The sequence below is a fragment of the Jilunia laotingensis genome, assembly GCF_014385165.1.
Lineage (GTDB): Bacteria > Bacteroidota > Bacteroidia > Bacteroidales > Bacteroidaceae > Bacteroides > Bacteroides laotingensis.
This window is the reverse complement of sequence record NZ_JACRTF010000001.1, coordinates 422,136-440,798: the sequence shown is the minus strand read 5'-3', so window position 1 is coordinate 440,798 and position 18,663 is coordinate 422,136. Positions and strand designations below refer to the sequence as shown.

Genomic DNA, 18,663 nt, shown 5'->3' with positions numbered 1-18,663 from the left:
ATGAGATTAATCATTCAACCGGACTATCAGTCCGTTTCTCAATGGGCAGCGCATTATGTAGCTGCAAAGATTAAAGCTGCTAACCCTACAGCAGAAAAACCTTTCGTTTTGGGATGCCCCACCGGTTCTTCTCCTCTGGGTATGTATAAAGGTCTTATCGATTTGAATAAGAAAGGCATCGTTTCTTTTGAGAACGTGGTTACTTTCAATATGGATGAATACGTGGGTTTGCCGAAGGAACACCCGGAAAGTTACTACTCTTTCATGTGGAACAATTTCTTCAGCCATATAGATATCAAACCGGAGAACACGAATATTCTCAACGGTAATGCTGCCGATTTGGATGCAGAATGTGCGCGTTATGAGGATAAAATCAAGTCTTATGGTGGCATCGACCTGTTTATGGGTGGTATCGGACCGGACGGACATATTGCTTTCAATGAACCGGGCTCGTCTTTGAGTTCACGTACTCGTCAGAAAACGTTGACTACCGACACGATTATTGCAAATTCCCGTTTCTTTGATAATGATATTAATAAGGTGCCTAAGACTGCCTTGACGGTAGGTGTAGGTACGGTGCTTTCTGCAAAAGAGGTGATGATTATCGTTAATGGCCATAACAAAGCTCGTGCCCTTCATCAGGCCGTAGAAGGTGCTATTACTCAGATGTGGACTATTAGCGCATTGCAGATGCATGAGAGAGGCATAATTGTTTGTGATGATGCAGCCACTGAAGAGTTGAGGGTAGGTACTTACCGCTATTTTAAAGATATCGAAGCGGAGCATTTAGATCCGGAATCATTGATAAAGTGAATAGTTAAAAATGAAAAGTGAAAAAACGGGCGGTGCTAAATATGGCTTTGGTTCCTAGGAATTGATGATCTACCATATGAATGTGCAGCCCGTTTTTTCTGCTTCCTTTTCCTTTTTAATTTTTCATTATTAATTTTCTTCAATCTCTCCTTTTCCTTGTCGGACGATTTCAAACTCTTCCCCCGTACAATCTACTATTGTTGATGGTTCTATGCCTCCGATCCCGCCATCGATGACTATATCTACCAAATCCCCGAATTTCTCGTCTATAAGTTCCGGATCAGTTACATATTCTATATCATCTTGTTCGTTATGGGGCAAGGTGGTTGTCATGATCGGTGCATCGAGAAGATGGGCTATCTCACGGATAATGTTGTTGTCGGGCATACGGATACCTACCTCCTTGCGGTTGCGGAATATTTTGGGTAACCGGTTTGTACCGTTCAGGATAAAGGTGAAAGGACCGGGTAGATTACGTTTCATCAGCTTGAAAGTGTTATTGTCCATTTTGGCGTATTCACTGATGCTACTCAGGTCGTAACAAATGATAGATAAATTGTTCTTGCGCGGGTCGATATTTTTGATCCGGCAGATTCGTTCGATGGCACGTTCTTTCAACCCATGACAACCAATGGCGTACATTGTATCCGTAGGGTAGATGATGAGGCCGCCATCGTTAAGTATGTCTACTATCTGTTGCAAGTCCTGAGCATCATTGTTCTTTTCGTAAAGTCTCAAAAGCATACGATATATCTTTTTTAATTTCTTACCATCATTGTTGGGGTACTTCACTGTTAGTGGAGCTTCTTTTTTAAGAAGTCAAGTGCCTTTTCGGTGGCTTTCTCTTTTATTTTCTCTTTTAACGAGTCCTTGTTGGTGGTAATGGTCGAGTCAAGACCCAATTTCTTACCCAGTTCGCCAGCGGCCTTGTCGGCAATGGCTTCCACTGCCTGATTGGCCATGCTCTTGGTATCTATGGAAACTTTGGGAGATGTAAAGGAGCCTCCGATTTTCAAATCGAGTGTGGTCAGCTTGGCAAAATCTCCAGCAGATGCAGGTAGCTTGATTTTGCCGGTATAGTCAATGGTTTGATCCAAGCCGGTGGTGCCGGACAGGTTCATTGCATATTCTCCTAATTTAATATCGAATGGCTGGGTGGCTACACGACCGTCCTTGATAGTAAAGTCCAATGTCATATCTTTCACTTTCATCTCTTTCAGTTCGGGCTTCTTAACAGCATCCGCTATCTGGTCTATCACTTTTACGCCACTTAGGCTGAGATCTTTTGTAGAAAGATTTCCGTTGCCTTGCATGGTCGATAATACGGGGCTCATGGTAGCGTCCAAATCAGTTTGGATATTCATGTTTCCGGAGAAGTTTCCTTTTAAATTCTCAAAGATCGGAGCGAACTGTTGTACCATGTCAAGATCTTTGTAAGCCTGTGCGAAATTGATATCATTGAGTCTAAAACCTGCATCCATTTTTGGAATGTTGACATTGGCAGTAGAGTAATATCCGTTCATAACAACACCTCCTCCCATTGTGTTCATTGAAAGGTTTTTCATATCCACTTTGCTGTCTTTTACAATCAGTTTTCCGTTCATGTCGGTAAATGACATTTTATCGAAAAGTACCTCTTTCAGATTTGCATCCATCTGAAAGTCTATATTGTCGGGGACATGGATGAGACTTACAGTTGCAGTATCTACCGGTGATGTTTCAACAACGGAACTGTTCCCTGTTTTTGAAGTCTCGTTGGCGTTACTTGAGGTTGCCGTAATGAAATCGTTCAGGTTGAGATGGTTGGATTGGAGATTTACGGTTCCTTTGATCGTGCTGCCTTTAAGGATGTATCCGAGATAGTTTTCGAAACGGCTGTCTACTGTCAAATCGTTTTTGCCGATATTGATTGTGGTTTCGGTCAGTTGTAGATATTTCGGAGTGAAAGTAAAGAGTGACTTATGAATATCAACATCCGGCATGTCCTTTATTTTTAATTGCATATCAGTGAGTCCGATGGTGCCGGAAGCCTGGACACGTTCGTACTGTTCTTTTTCTATATACGAAAGGCGGGCAGACAGTTGCATATCTGCATTAATAGTGCCGTTCAGTTGCATGTCTTCCAAAGGATAGACTTCTTTGATCTTACTCAAATTCAATATTCCTTTAGCTTCGGCTTGAAAGTCAGGATCGGTCACGGGCGTTCTTATATCCGCAACCAACTTGAATGGGTTTCCTGCCAAACGGAAGTTGAAAGGATTGATCCTGATGGTGGTCAGATCGATATTGCCTCCCGGATTCTTGATTTCAGCAAGGATATTGATCTGATCGACACCGGCAGGGAGTGATGGATAATGGAACATGGCATTTTTTACTGCCATTGTCATATTAAATTGGGGGACGATGCTGTCACCTTGTAAGGAGCCTTTCGCATTTGCTGTAAGAGAGGCAGTGCCCTCTGTTTTCAATCCGTCAAAATCCTTGGCATAGATTGCGGGAACCAGGGACAGAATCTCTTTGAACCCTACTTCATTGGAATTCAGCTTAAGATCCATCTCTATGGAAGGATTGTTTAAAGCTACCCAACCATCAATCGCTGCTTTTATGGCATTGAGTCGGAATTCATTTTCCTTTAATGTATATTTATTATTAACCAGATCGGCATCCACATTCATTTTGGCAAAGATGTCCGCGTTCGAGAGGAAAGGAATACCGTTCATTTTGTAGGTAGTCGCTTTTGATTCGGCTTCTAATTGCAGGGTGGTGCGATCACTTCCCAGATCTCCTGAGCAGAAGACATCTAAGTTGCGGATATCCGCATACATGCCGGCTTGCCGGTCATCGTAAGTTATGTTCATGTTTTTGATAACAAAGCGTTGTAATTGAATTTTGAATGGGGAAGTTTCATTCTTATTTTCTGTTTCTGTATTATTGGGAGTGCTGTCCGGTTTCATAATATCCCAGTTGGTATGTCCGTCAGGAAGCACAATAGCATGTATGTCGGTGTTGTCAATCTGTATCTTGGATACATCATATCCCTTATCTCCGAAGAGCGAGAAAAGATCGATGGCTGCGATAATTTCTCCGGCTTGGACAAGGGTGTCTTTCTCAAATTCCCCTGTTCCGCGAAGGTAGAATTCGCTCAAAGTAATGGACGCTTTCGGAAAATTGCGGAACAGACTGATATCAAGACTACGAAAATCGAATTGCGCATTGAGCATTTTGTTACCTTCCGATTTTACAATACTTTCTATCTTTCCACGGAAGGCAAAAGGAAGGATAAACATCAATAGCAGAAGTACCACTACTGCGATAGCTGTGATTTTCAGACCTTTTTTCATATTTACAGGGTTTTGATTAAACGTAGAATGAGATAGCAAAACTAATGAAAAGTTTTGGAAAATAGTAGTTTAGGATTGGATAATTAACGGACATCCGATAATAATGGCATCGGTTTGACGCATTTACTGGGAAATAGGTGGCTGAACTTAATAGAATTGTAAAATGAGGCGACTGGTAAATGGGCTGTTTTTAAGTAAATCAATCGTTAGCCGAATTAGCTTGCATTTGGAAATAAGTGTACAAAAATGACGGTGAAAAGTCTCTTTTTGCTGTTGGATGGGATACATTGGATTATTAGCTTATTGTGTATTTCATTCATAAGTGGTTTTTGATGATTGTACAGAAAATATCTAGCGATTGATAATGTAAGTGATTGAGTGTCAGTGTGATTGGAGGCCTGTTCTTACCTCGGTGATGAACGGGGCGTTCCTCGGTGACCAAGACCTCCTTCATCGGTGATCAACGGGGTGTTCATCGGTGATCTCCAAGGTGTACCCCGGTGCCGAGAAATTTCCGTAGTCGAGTGTCACTATTTATTCTCGTGAACTCCGTTGATTTATAGGTTGCCAAATTGCTCTTTTTGCACACTTTTGATTGAATAAGAATATGAAAATACTTAACGAAATGTCCTGAGGGGTGAGAGCCCGTGAATATTCAACGCTTTTTTCTTAATTCTTCTGCAATTTTCCATTGGATGGCAGCTTCCGCTTCTTTTCCTGTTTTCATCAATGCATCACCAAAGAGTTCATGTGCAGCAGGATGATCCGGTTTCAGAGAGGTGGCTTTGTCGAGATCGGCTATGGCTCCTTCTATATTATTGGTTTTGAGACGAAGCTTACCACGATTGTACACGGCTTTGAAGTCCGCTGGACTGATTCGGACGGCTGTATTAAAGCAGTTCTCTGCATCAAACCATTTTTTGTCATTAAGTAATGTGATGCCTTTACGAATCCAGGCATCGGTGTAATCGGGATAAAGCTCCAGTGCTTTGTCGTAATTGGCGAGGGCGGCACGGATGTCGTGAGCTTGCGTGATACATTCGTTACCCATCAATAAGTATTCTTTGGCATATTTTCTCAGATACTCTTGTTGGGCTTTCATTTGTTCTTTCAACAGTTTGTTTTGCTCACGCAAGGTGTTGATAATTCCCAATTTTCTTCGTATCAACCTTCTGGGGATTGGCTTTTCAATGTCATAACGGGAATGGATGGCACGGTAAAATTGTTCCAGACACTCTTCCATGTCCCCCCGGTCAAAGGCACGGCAAGCGGCAACATATTGTACATCCGCTTGTGCCTGCTTTAATGCCCGGTCTATTGCCGACCGGTTGTTGAAACGCTGGGCAAAGTTTACAATTTCCTGACGTACAAATATGTCAGCCCTGTTGATGGGTTTCTTCAATTGAATTCCACCCAGGGATGTACACCTGCTTAATGCGACATAAGCTTGTCCACCGGCGAATACGCCTCCGGTAAAGTCGATAACTACACGGCTGAAAGTAAGGCCCTGGCTTTTATGGACGGTAATCGCCCATGCCAGCCGTATAGGGTATTGGGTGAAGGTTCCGAGAACTTCCTCTTCGATTTCTTTCTTCTCTTCATTATAGCGGTAGCGTATGTTGCGCCAGGAATCCGGCTTCACATCGCATTCTCTTCCATCGTCTGTCAGGATATAAATAGTGCCGTCTTCCTCATCGATACCTGCGACTGTCCCAATGGTTCCGTTGACCCATCGGCGGTCATAATCATTTTTGATAAAAATGATTTGCGCACCGGGTTTTAAGACCAGTATTTTGGAGGTGGGAAGACTGCTTTCCGGAAAATCTCCCTCGATTTCTCCTTCGAAAGTGACCGGATCACCTGGCAATTCGGCTAATTTCTTATCATTGATGTAATCAACATTGTCCCTCCGGGTAGCCAATGTGATATACATGTCTTGCTCATTCTGTTCGATTTCTGTGCCGTAACGGGTATTTAAAAGTTGTAAGTCTGCTGCTCCTGCTGTATTGTTGCGGATATGGTCGAGTACGCTGACAAAAACAGGATCTTTCTGACGGTACACTTTTTGTAGTTCGATAGAGACCAAATCGATCTCATTGAATACCCGGGCTGAGAAGAAATAAGGAGTGGGGTAGAAACGGTTTAAAATATCACGTTCGTCACCTTTGACCACAGGCTCTAACTGGAATACGTCTCCTACCAACAAAATCTGCTTTCCGCCAAAGGGTTCGCGGAGGTTGCGTGAATAGACGCGAAGTATGCGGTCTACCGCATCGATAATGTCTGCGCGTACCATCGAGATCTCGTCGATTATGACCAATTCAATTTGTTCCAGTAATTTCCGGTGCGGTTTTGTGTATTTAAAGAATTCATGGATTCGTCCACGTTGTAGGCTTAGATTGGGATCGTCCGGTAAGATGGGATAAAATGGAAGTTTGAAGAAGCTGTGCATTGTACTGCCTCCCGCATTGATAGCAGCGATACCCGTTGGAGCCAGTACGACATGCTTCTTTTTGATATTCGAGCAAATATAACGCAGAAATGTGGATTTTCCCGTTCCGGCCTTACCGGTCAGGAAGACGGATTGGCGAGTGTATTGGATGAGGTTTAACGCATCCTGAAATTCTTTATTATCGGTGTCTACAACCATTTTGTCACTTGCCATTAATCAATTACTCCGAAATGTTGCAAAGCCTTTTTTATACCATCTTCATCTACCGAGGTCGTCACATAATCGGCAGCTTCTTTTACATCCTCTTTTGCATTTCCCATGGCTACACCGATGGCTGCATGTCGGAGCATACTGATGTCATTTCCTCCGTCACCGAAAGCCATTGTTTCGCTCAGTTGGAAGCCAAAAGGTTCGATCATTTCATCGATACCTTTTTGTTTCGTGTTTCCTTTGGCCGTAATGTCTGTAAATGCCGGATACCAACGTCCCAATTCACAATTGGGGATATGTGGCAGAATCTTCTTTTCTTCTTCGGTAGTGAAGAAAGGAGTGATCTGAAAGATTTCTCCTTGAGTTGCCTCCTCAAAACTCTTTACCGGAATCTCATTAACATGTAGGAAATCATAAAATATCTCCCGTACCAGTTGGTTAGGTTGACAAACTGATATCGTATGTTCTCCTACAAAAATGCAGGGATAATCGTTTTGTTGGCATATCTCTGCCAATGCTTGTACTTCTTCTTTGGGGATGGCACTTTTGTAAATGACGTTATTGCCTACAAAGCAGTATGCACCGTTCATGGTGATATATCCATCAATCAATCCGCGAGTCTGAAGAACAGATAGGTTGTTGATAATTGCTTTAGGACGTCCGGTCGCAATAAATATTTTTATTCCCTTTTTGTGTACATCCTCTAAAGCTTCAATGGTTGATGCCGGGATGGCATGTGTCTCAAAGCTGACCAAGGTGCCATCGATATCGAAAAAAAGAGCTTTTATCATGATCGTTTTATATATTGCTACAAATTTAGATAAATGTATGCAAGATTATATAAGTATTTTCTTATATTTGTCATATATTAATATATTCAAATATGAAAAAGCTACTACTATTCTCAATCATGTTGAGTTTTATGTTTGGCATAAAGGCTCAAAATGGAGTACAGAAACAGGTAACTGTGCTAAATCACAATCAGATGATCAATGTTCCTGGAAGTCAGGAAGGATACTATGTGACGAATGACCATAAAATTGTAAGGGGCATTTGGATATTGGATTTGAGCGAAGGAGAAAAGGCCGGAATTGTTATTATTCCTGAACAACCGAACCATGAGGCTAAGACATTTCATCCGGGTGATATTATAGAATATGGTTTTGTCAACGGGGAACGTTATATCAGTGCAAATCTGGAGATGAACCAATCTCCTCGCAGTGTGTTTCTCGAGCAAATATTAGAGGATGACAGTATTAGTATTTATCTGTACGGAGGGATTAGAAAACACGAATATTACTTCATGCAAAAAGGGCATGGAGCTATTCTTCCTATGAAGGATGGAGGAAAAGAGTATAGAAACTATTTACGTTCGAAAGCTGCCGATTGTCCTGCATTGAGCTATTTGGATAATAATCCCATGAAATTAAGTCGATATGAGATTGTCCGTATTTATCGGGCTTATACTGAATGCAATGTAAGTCTCTATCAAAGAACTCGGTGGGGAGTGCATGGAAGAGTGGGGCTGTCTCATTTGAACGAAGGGCTTGACAGATCATTTAATTCAGGCATAAGTTGTGCAGTAGGAATGTTTGCACAAATTAACCTGGATGGATGCTTTAGTTTTTGCCCGGAATTGAATTTTCTTTATGCTTTTAATGAAGGACACGAGCTATACGATAAAATGAAATATGAATCTTCCGATTATACTCAGTTCGCTTTGGAAGTTCCACTCTTATTCCGTTATACGAATTATAAATCAGTAAAAAAATGGATACCCTATGGAGAACTTGGGCCTTCGTGTATGTTGAGTTTTAATAATGGAAGTAAAGATAATTCCGGTTCGACAGTTGATAAGAATCGTTCCAGACGAAATCGATTTCTATATGGAGCAGCTATAGGAGCCGGTGCGGAATGTAGGTTAAATGGTTCGCACTCTTTGACCATAGGAGCCCGTTGTAGTTTTGCGGCAGGTGTTAAAACGGTCAGGAAAGAACAATTGTTAACGTATTCTTTAGTCGTATCTGCCAACTTTTAGTAGAAGAAGTAGGGTGTAGCCTACCATCTTTGTGGTATTTTTGTGATGCCCATGCGATTTTATGCTTCATTATTCTCGTTTTACGGAGTATGAATTGTACATTTGCAATTAGATAACCGTAAAACCAGATTAAAGTATGAAGTATAATTTTGATGAAATAATAGATCGTCGCGGTACCGAATCCGTGAAATGGGATGCAGTCAATGAACGTTGGGGACGGAGTGATTTACTGCCAATGTGGGTAGCTGATATGGATTTCCGTACTCCACCGTTTGTTTTAAATGCTTTAAAGAAGCGATTGGAACATGAAGTCTTAGGATATACTTTTGCTTGCGATGCATGGTATACATCGATTATCGAGTGGTTGAAACAGCGTCACGACTGGAATGTTTCTCGTGAGATGTTAACTTTCATGCCGGGCATTGTACGAGGTTTGGCTTTTGCCATACAATGTTTCACGGAAAAAGGTGATAAGGTGATGGTGATGCCACCGGTTTATCATCCTTTCTTTCTGGTAACGGAGAAAAACAAGAGAAAAGTGGTATATAGCCCGCTTATGCTTCGTGACAGTCAGTTTTATATTGATTTTGAACGTTTTCGTAGGGATGTGCAGGGGTGTAAACTTCTTATTTTGAGTAACCCCCATAATCCCGGTGGCCGTGTCTGGACATCGGAAGAACTAAAGCAGATAGCAGAAATTTGCAAGGAAAACGGGACTTTGGTTATCTCGGATGAAATTCATGCTGATTTGACTTTACCTTCACATCGACACAATACTTTTGCCTGTGTTTCTGAAACCGCCCGAATGAATTCACTTGTGTTTATGTCTCCCAGTAAGGCATTCAATATGCCGGGATTGGCAAGCTCCTACTGTATTGTTGAAAACCCCGAAATTCGCTGTCAGTTTCAAGAGTATATGGAGGCAAGCGAATTCAACGAAGGTCATTTGTTCGCTTATCTCAGTGTCGCGGCCGCTTATAGTAATGGTACCGAATGGCTTGATCAGGCGCTTTCGTACATTCAGGATAATATTGATTTCACGGATCGATATCTTCGTGAGCATATGCCTGCCATTTCCATGATCCGTCCTCAAGCTTCTTATTTGATTTTCCTTGATTGCAGAAAGCTCGGATTGAATCAGGAAGAATTGGTGTCTCTCTTCGTTGAAGGTGCCCATCTGGCATTAAATGACGGAACTATTTTTGGAAAAGAAGGGGAGGGTTTTATGCGCCTCAATGTAGCTTGTCCGCGAAGTGTACTTGAAAAGGCATTGAAACAGTTGGAACAAGCACTTTGAAACGACGAAAACAAATACAACTAAATAACGACTCGAAGATGGATAAAACCGGTTTTGAAACTCAGCTTCTTCATACTCCGTTTGAGAAAGAGGATGCTTATCATTCACTCTCTATGCCTGTGTATAATACGGCAGCGTATGAGTTTGATACAGCGGAAGCTATGGAAGAAGCTTTCTGTGGTCGGACTACCGGTCATGCTTATTCTCGAATTACTAATCCTACGGTTCAGTATTTCGAAAAACGTATTCAGGCAGTTACAGGTGCCTTGAGTGTCACAGCTTTAAATTCAGGTATGGCAGCGATTAGCAATGTTTTCTTTGCTTTGGCAAAAGCAGGTACCAATATTGTTACTTCAGCGCATCTCTTCGGCAATACATATTCATTTCTCAAAAGCACATTGGGAGCTTTTGGAGTAGAGGTACGTTTCTGTGATTTAACGAAACCGGCAGCTGTCCGTGAGCAGATAGATGAAAATACCTGTGCTGTTTTTCTTGAAATAATCACCAATCCACAACTCGAAGTAGCCGATTTAAAGACTCTTTCCGACATAGCTCATAGACATGGTGTCCCTTTGATTGCGGACACTACTGTCGTGCCTTTTCATGTTTTTCATGCTTCTGAATTTGGAGTGGACATTGAAGTGATCTCTAGTACAAAATATATTTCCGGTGGAGCTACAAGTTTGGGAGGAGTCATTTTGGATTATGGAAAATTCGATTGGACTCACTCTAAGAAATTACATCAATTGGCAGAACAAGTCGGAATGTCGGCTTTCACAGCTAAATTGAGGAAAGAGATACACCGGAATCTGGGTGCTTATATGACTCCGCAGGTGGCTTATATGCAGACACTCGGATTGGAAACAATGGAGATACGCTATTCGCGGCAGGCGGTTAGTTGTAATCGTTTGGCCCAAGAGTTGCAATTATTGCCTCAGGTGGAATCAGTTAACTACACAGCTTTGGAAACCAATCCTTTTTATCAGATCAGTACTTCTCAGTTTGGCTCTTATCCCGGGGCCATGCTTACATTTGATTTACCGTCCCGGGAGGTTTGTTTCCGTTTCATGAATCAGCTCAAGCTGGTTCGTCGTGCAACGAATCTGTTTGATAATAAAACATTGGCTATTCATCCTGCCAGTACGATCTATGGTACATTTACGGAGGAGCAACGGCAGCGTATGGATATTAGTCAGAAGACGATCCGGCTTTCTGTTGGGCTTGAAGATGTAAATGATTTATTGGAAGATATATGTGAGTCATTAAAGAGCATCGCTCCATTATAATTTATATACACTTCTTTTTCCGCTTGCAGAGGTGTAGACAATAAGTATCCGGTTTACTCCCTCTGCTGTTTTTTGTAGATGATTTTCTCCTCTATCTATTTTTTGTAGATGAAGTAGCAAACCATTTAATGAATAGATTTCTATTCTTCCTTCTTGTGACGTCCGGATTGTTATTTCTCCTTCCAAATTAACTTGAATATTGAAATCATTTTCTAGGTTCGATCCTATCTCTTTTAATCCTGAAGTTGAAAGAGGACGGATATCGAATATTCCCCATTGAGGATTACTTTTGTAAATATCTACGGAACCATCAGGTACATAGATTACTACATTCTCAGGCAATGCGATGTGATCATAATCATCTGTGACAGGAGGTGTTTCCGGCAAAAGGTAAATCGTTTGTAGATTGTCGCATTCGTTAAATGTCCAAAGATCAAAATAATTGAGAGACGCAGGTATAGTGATGGTATTTAACTTGCTGCAATTAGAGAATGCTGATTCTAAGGTATGTAAAGTTACTGGAAGATGTACTTGAACCAGTGAAGTACAATCGTAGAAAGTGCCTCCATAAATAGTATGAATACGATCAGGGATCACTACTTCTTTTAGCTTTGAGCAACCGTTGAATGCATTGTACCCGATTTTTGTTGTATGGGAAGGTATTTGAATAGATTCCAATTCGGGACATTTATAAAAAGCATATTCCCCGATTGTTTGAAGGTTGTCTGGTAGATTTACTTTTTTAAGAAAAAGGCAATTGTAAAACAGGAGATCACTTAACACTTTGACTTGTTCGGGGATTGTTATTCTTTCTAATCCTGTTGAGAAAAAGGCTGTATTACCGATTTCATTTATAGAATTCGGCAAATCCAACTGTTTGAGTGCTATACGACCGGAGAATGCACCTTGTGCAATCGACTTCAGGCCATCCGGAAGTTTAATTGATGTCAGATGGGAGTTTATGGGATAATTATTATTATCCATTGCTCCGGAAAAAGCAAAGTCACCGAGTGAAGTCGTGGTTGGAGGAACTTCATAAAATTTCCCCTGTTTTCCTGCTGGATAACATAGTAAAGTAGTAATGTCTGCATTGAATAGAACTCCGTCAAGGCTTGTGAAATGAGTATTGTTGTCAGCGACTGAGATAGATTCTAGTTCGGGGCAGTTGATGAATGCATTTATCCCTATTTCACGAAGGGATGCGGGAAGCATGATTTTCTCCAATTTGGAACCGTAAAAGGCGTCTTCTTCAATGATTTCCAAACGTTGTGGGAGGTCAATTGAAGATAATCCTGTAAAGTAGAATGCACCCTTATTGATAGCTTTCAATGTAGATGGCAAAGATATTTCTTTCAGAGAACAGCAATAATCGAAAGCGCGTCGGGGAACTTGTACAACTCCTTCTGGGATCGATATCTCCACCAAACTTTGGCAATTAGAGAAGCAATAAGCACCCAATTGGCGGATTGATAATGGCAGTTGGATTTTTTTTAGTTGCGTGCAATCGGTGAAAGCATCGCTTTCAATAACAGTTAGAGCGTGAGGAAGTATTATTTCAACCAGCTTGTCACAAGCATAAAATGCATCTTTGGGAATGATACTTGCAGATACATTATATAAATCTATTTTGGTTAAGGTTTGAAGTAAGTTCTCGTTCTGACTGATGGCGTAAAAATCCGATGAATCCATCTCACCGGAAAGAATTAGCTCAGTGATGTCACTTTCATCTTTTAAGAAATCAGCTAGTGTACCGGGATTTTTGAGAGTGATTCTTACTTCTTTTGCCGGAAGAACCATGCAACCAAAGAAAAGATACAGGAGAAGTAGTATAAATTGTTTGTTCATTTGATAATTATAGCTTTTGTTTTATAAGCCGGTTTTAAAATTTAAGTTTAAAATACATGCTGTCAATGATTTCCGATGTAGTGCAGAATATACCTATTTCTTCATACACTTTATCACTTTTATAGGCTGTAAATATCTGCAATTTTCTACAAATGGCAATATATTTTGTCGTATTTTTGTAGCAACGACAAAGCTGAATTCTGATAATGAATACATTAATAATAAAGAGGATTTACTCGGTTCTGTTTGCATTATAATAAATACTAAGGTTCAGAGAATGTTTGCCGAAAAATACTTGTCGATTCTGATCTGCAAGTAAAAAACACTATAATCATGATGAATTGGAAATTATTCAGGTTTTTTCTTGTGTTAGTATGCGTTGCCTCGCATTTGTATGCCGGTGATATGCTCAACTATGAGTCATTGTCCGGATGGCCTGTATCTGAACTTATAAAGCATGGAGATAAATACTATGAACAGAATCATTTAGACACTGCTATTGGATATTATATTGTTTTGGCCGGAAAATATAATGCTGGTATGACAAAGTCGGACAAATACATATGTACGCTTGCTTGCCGTTCCATTGCAAATATCTATTATCAACAGGAAAATTATGCACAAGCATTTGAGTTCTATATGAAGTCCTTAAAAATTAGTGACGAAAATGGGTTTGGCGAGCTTACGGTGGAGGCTTATAAGAATTTGGGTAATGTATATTCCGTATTTACTGATAATGAACAAGCAATTCGGTGTTATGAGAAAGGGCTAAAGCGCGCAAGAGAGTATCGGGATACTATAAATGAGGTGAAATTTTTAATAAATCTTTCCGCTATATGTTGTTACGAGAAGCGCACAAAAGATGCTTGGATGTATTATAATCAAATGATGAAGTTTGTGGGAAATGATAAAATTGTAAAGTATTTCAGCTACTTTAACAAGGCACTTATATTTAATTTGCAAAAGCAATATAATGATGCTGTTAGTAATTATGAGAAGGCGGTCAGGTATGCAGAAAGAGAAAATTTAGATCCCAAATATGCAGGAGGCGTCTATGGCGAACTGGCTAAGCTGTATAGAGATATGGGGAAAAATGATTCGGCACTACATTATTTCCATATATATACGGACTATTCAGAAAAAAATAAGATTATGTATATGTTTGTAGAGAGTTTGCAGACGTTAGCACAACTGTATGCCGAAATTGGTGATAATCGACAGTCTTCATATTATAAAGGACGTTACATGGCTGTAAAGGATTCTCTGTTTAACGCGAATGAATTTAATAAGATGAAAAATTCTCAATTCGTATATGAAATGGATAAAAACTATCAAAAGATAGCTTCGCTTACAGAAGATAGTGAAAGTAAGGAACAAAAGATAAAAATACAATTTAGGATATTGGTTGGAATTTTGGCAGGCATGTTTGTATTTGTTGTTCTGACGATCATAGTGTATTTGCAAAAACGGAAATTGAACTTGGCGTATAAGAATCTCTATTATCGTAATTCGGAACTTTTGCAATCAGAACAGAGAAACAGGGAACAGCGAATAGAATCAGCAAATAAACTGATTGAAGAGCGTAAGAGATATGCTTTGCTTGAGCAGAAGTTTAACGAAATCAGTTTGAACGAAGGTTCTTCTCTGCAAATAAAGGAGGAGGACCAGACTAGAGAAGACAGAATAGTCAAATTACATTCTTCTGATAAATTGACGGATGAACAGAAAGAGAAGATACTGATGGCGATCATCGGGGTAATGGAAAATACGCAGGAATTTTGTGATTGCGATTTTGGACTGGAACGTTTAGCTGAGCGTGTTGGATCCAATTCACGCTATGTGTCAATTGTTATCAATGAAACCTATAATAAAAATTTTCGTGCGTTTATTAGTGAGTATCGCATTAAAGAAGCCCAGATACGTTTGATGGATACAAACAGATATGGAAATTATACTATCAAAGCCATTGCAGAAAGCGTAGGTTACAAGTCTCCCACTAATTTTATCTCGGCATTTAAAAATATAACTGGAATTACCCCATCGGTTTATCAGAAAATAGCCAAAGGCAAATAAATATTTTCCGTTTACTTTCCGATTCGCGAATCGGAATTTTGTTTGTTTGCGCTATTGGTAATCTCTACATAACTTTGTGATATAATTAACAAAAACACTGTATAATGAGAAGAACATTAGTTTATTTTGCACTTTCCATAGTAACAAGTCTGGTGGGTGCCCAAAATTCAGAACCCGGTTTTATTAAAGTAGGTGATGGAGGAACAACAAGTGTTGCGATGTCTCCCAATGGTAAATATGCCGTAGGGCAGGGGGTAGGAATAGGGGATGCCCCTATGTATAAGAGTTATCTATGGGATGCGGAAAATGGACAGCTGACTTGGATGACCGAGTTAGATGAAAATGACTTTGATAAGAGTGGGCATTTCGCAGACGTTAATGATGAAAAAACAATTGTTGGCAATTTTAAAGATGAGAATTATATTTTGTCGTACATAGACATGGACGAACAATTCAGTGGTCCGATTTGTGTGGCTGCTGTTTGGAAGGATGGGAAAAGGACGAGCTTAGGTATTGGTGATTTTACGATGGATGATTTTAATAGTTTTGCCGATGGTAGTTTTGCAATGGCTGTGTCGGCAGATAGTAAAACAGTGGTCGGATATATCAATCAAGGGAACAGTACAACTTTTACTCCATGTGGATGGGTTTACAATGAATCGACACAAGCATGGGACTATCAACGCTATGCGCTTCCTGAAGGTTCTCAAGGCGGACAAATTGGGAGTGTTTCTGCTGATGGAAAACTGGCCGTAGGATATGCTGCTTACCATCTTAGGGCAATGCCTGTTATTTGGACATCACCCACAGAGTGTTTGCAGATAGAGTTGACCGAAGAAGATGCGAGTTACGAGGATGAGTTTGGTTTTAATTACGGATATAAGATAAGTCCTAATGGGCAATATGTTTTGTTTACTCTTAATAACATGATTCCGTGTATATATAGTATGAAAGATCGGAAGTATGTGAAATTGGATGGCTATCCGGATGCTACCGGTCTATCAGTTAATACTATATCCGATCAAGGTGATGTGGTAGGTGCATTTGGCTATGGCAATTATTTTTCTGGCACATATACTCGTCCGTTCTGGTTCTCATATAAAGACAATAAATGTACTGATTTTGAATATCTAATTCAAACATATGCTCAAGGCGTAAATATCCCATTCTCATTTAATTTTAGTGATAAAATCACTTCCAATCCACAATCTATTTCGGCAGACGGTACTATTATATTCGGTACAAATGGTGAAGAGAGTTGGATTTTACGTACATCTTCAGATAGGATTACTTTACCCGATTATGTGCCTAATGTGAGAGCAGTAAACAGTAAGTTGAAAGAGGTTACTGTTTCTTGGGATAAAGCAATTAATATTCCAACCGGATTTATACTGAAATCATATAAGGTTTATTGTGATGATGAATATTTGGGTAACGTAGATGCTTCGCAGGCTGCTGACGCATCCCGTATTCAATATGTACAGCAGGGTGTTTCTACCGGGTTGCATACTTATTCTGTTGTAGGCGAATACGTAGCAACCAATGGAAAAGTCTACGAGTCTCCTAAATCGATAGGTGTTGAAATTGGCGTGGTCAATTCTTTTGCTTTACCTCTCTTTGATAATTTTGATTCACCTGATTTTACTGAAAACGGATGGACCAATGAACTGTTATTGGGTAATCCAAGGCACGATCTGAAATGGCAAAATCGTACTTCGGGAGATCCTGCCAATGAGACGGCTTCATTGACTGCCATTGTTATGACAGACGAACCTTATTCTGCCACCCTGACCTCACGTTTTATGGATGCTACCGAACTTGATCGCGTTTATGTTTCTTTTTCCAAAAAACTGATGTATGCCAATCGTGATGATTGGGATCTTACCCTTGATTCATTGAGCCTTGAATTCTCTACGGATGATGTTAATTGGGTGGCAGTTCGGGATTATCCGGCAGATAAAGTCGTGGCTGGGTCTTGGAACTATGAGCAGATCGACATAACCAAACTGGCTGCTCATAAACAATTTAAACTCAGATGGAGGACTCACGGAAAAGCCGTGGCTGAATTACTTTGGTATATTGATACGTTTAAAGTGGGTTCTATAACCGAAAAACCTGCTCCTGAAGGACTTACAGGGACAATATCCAATGGGAAGGTGAATCTGCAATGGCAAAATACGTTCAATGCTTATGAACTTAGTTATCTTGAAAATTCAACTGCTCTTTATGAAGTTAGTTTTGGCGACAGCGAGGGAATCCCACTTATTATAGCTAATGCTTTCGATCCTGACCAACTGAAGATGTATGATGGTAAATATATAACTTCCGTAACGACATTCTTGTATGAGTATCTTTCTGATGAGGTTAAGCAAACTCGCGCTTCTATTCTGATCTATGAAGATGATAAGGTGATATCGGAACAAGAAATTAGTGATCAGATTATCAATGGTTATACTTTCACGGTCAAGCTTAATCATGCAGTGAAGATAGATGCAAATAAGAAGTTGAAAATTGCGATGAAGATATTCGACTACAATCCGCAGAGTACACCGGTATATTACCAGTGTTCTGATTTATTCGTACCTGGAAAGAGCGATCTTTATTCAGAAGATGACGGCAAGACCTGGAAGAAACTTTCTGATTTTTATGCCACTGTACCTGGGCAAGAAGAGTGGGGGTATTGCAACTGGCCGTTACGTGCTAATGTGAGCGATGAAGAGGTTATAACCGATAGTCCGTCTTTGGATGAGACATTAGCTGGCTATTGTGTTTACCGTAATGGCGTACAGATCAATGAAGGCTTGATATATGGTCCATATCTGAAGTTTACAGATGAAGATCCGGTTGATAATGGTTGTTATGAAGTGATTGCTTATTATCAAAATGGCGATGTATCGGAAGTTTCAGCGCAATATTGTGTCGGTGTCATATCGGGAATTCAAGAGAATGACGCTGTAACCATAATTAAAGTGTATCCTAATCCTGCCGATGACTACATCTACGTTGAAGGTGTGTTTGATAAGTTACAACTGCTCACTAGCGAAGGTCGTATTATATTAGAAACGACAGAAGGCACAATTCAGGTTTCTGGTCAACCGTCTGGTCTTTACTTCTTGCGTGTAGTATCTGGCAGTAAGGTAGAGACTCATAAAGTCATGATTAGATAATGTAAAACAACAGATAAAGATTGTTTTTTATAAATTTAGCTTGGTTCCGGATAATTCCCTCCGTTCTAAGAGGTGAACCGGATTCTATCAAGGTCGGAAGGATTATTCTTCCGGCCTTTTTATGTCTTTTTTACTTTACCT

The 18,663-nt window shown here is 40.2% G+C and carries 10 protein-coding genes and 2 pseudogenes; 6 read left to right on the top strand and 6 right to left on the bottom strand.

Annotation, left to right across the window (positions count from 1 at the left end; genetic code table 11):
* The gene (nagB, locus tag H8744_RS01855; RefSeq protein WP_262433216.1) at positions 1–813 is read left to right on the top strand and encodes a glucosamine-6-phosphate deaminase; all 813 of its coding nucleotides are present in this window, start codon (positions 1–3) and stop codon (positions 811–813) included.
* A gap of 129 nt (positions 814–942) precedes the next feature.
* Here the strand turns inward: nagB and H8744_RS01850 are convergent, their stop codons facing one another.
* The 5 genes and pseudogenes from H8744_RS01850 to H8744_RS01835 form a co-directional block, all read right to left on the bottom strand.
* Positions 943–1,557, bottom strand: coding sequence for an L-threonylcarbamoyladenylate synthase (locus tag H8744_RS01850; RefSeq protein ID WP_262433215.1), 615 nt, complete (start codon positions 1,555–1,557; stop codon positions 943–945).
* Between the two features lie 50 nt (positions 1,558–1,607).
* Positions 1,608–2,498, bottom strand: a pseudogene (locus H8744_RS19095) (AsmA-like C-terminal region-containing protein); the annotation flags it as partial.
* A gap of 80 nt (positions 2,499–2,578) precedes the next feature.
* A pseudogene (locus H8744_RS19090) lies at positions 2,579–4,154 on the bottom strand (AsmA family protein); the annotation flags it as partial.
* Between the two features lie 655 nt (positions 4,155–4,809).
* Positions 4,810–6,804: an AAA family ATPase gene (locus H8744_RS01840; RefSeq protein WP_305067418.1), complete on the bottom strand. Its 1,995-nt coding sequence runs from the start codon at positions 6,802–6,804 to the stop codon at positions 4,810–4,812.
* 14 nt (positions 6,805–6,818) lie between these two features.
* On the bottom strand, positions 6,819–7,607 hold the full coding sequence (locus H8744_RS01835) for a Cof-type HAD-IIB family hydrolase (RefSeq protein ID WP_262433212.1): 789 nt from the start codon (positions 7,605–7,607) through the stop codon (positions 6,819–6,821).
* A gap of 92 nt (positions 7,608–7,699) precedes the next feature.
* Here H8744_RS01835 and H8744_RS01830 point away from each other — a divergent pair, with 92 nt between their 5' ends.
* The 3 genes from H8744_RS01830 (at position 7,700) to H8744_RS01820 (ending at position 11,437) form a co-directional block, all read left to right on the top strand.
* Positions 7,700–8,854: an outer membrane beta-barrel protein gene (locus H8744_RS01830; RefSeq protein WP_262433211.1), complete on the top strand. Its 1,155-nt coding sequence runs from the start codon at positions 7,700–7,702 to the stop codon at positions 8,852–8,854.
* A gap of 136 nt (positions 8,855–8,990) precedes the next feature.
* Positions 8,991–10,151: a MalY/PatB family protein gene (locus H8744_RS01825; RefSeq protein WP_262433210.1), complete on the top strand. Its 1,161-nt coding sequence runs from the start codon at positions 8,991–8,993 to the stop codon at positions 10,149–10,151.
* 38 nt (positions 10,152–10,189) lie between these two features.
* Complete coding sequence (locus H8744_RS01820; RefSeq protein WP_262433209.1) at positions 10,190–11,437, top strand: aminotransferase class I/II-fold pyridoxal phosphate-dependent enzyme; 1,248 nt, start codon at positions 10,190–10,192, stop codon at positions 11,435–11,437.
* Here H8744_RS01820 and H8744_RS01815 read toward each other — a convergent pair.
* Positions 11,432–13,282, bottom strand: a complete 1,851-nt coding sequence (locus tag H8744_RS01815; RefSeq protein ID WP_262433208.1) for a leucine-rich repeat domain-containing protein — start codon at positions 13,280–13,282, stop codon at positions 11,432–11,434. The genes H8744_RS01820 and H8744_RS01815 overlap by 6 nt on opposite strands.
* 333 nt (positions 13,283–13,615) lie before the next feature.
* Between H8744_RS01815 and H8744_RS01810 the strand changes: the two genes are divergently transcribed.
* Both H8744_RS01810 and H8744_RS01805 read left to right on the top strand, forming a co-directional pair.
* Positions 13,616–15,355: a tetratricopeptide repeat protein gene (locus H8744_RS01810; protein WP_262433207.1), complete on the top strand. Its 1,740-nt coding sequence runs from the start codon at positions 13,616–13,618 to the stop codon at positions 15,353–15,355.
* 104 nt (positions 15,356–15,459) lie between these two features.
* Entirely contained in the window at positions 15,460–18,522 is a 3,063-nt protein-coding gene (locus tag H8744_RS01805; protein ID WP_262433206.1) for a T9SS type A sorting domain-containing protein, read from the top strand.
* Positions 18,523–18,663 lie beyond the last annotated feature (141 nt).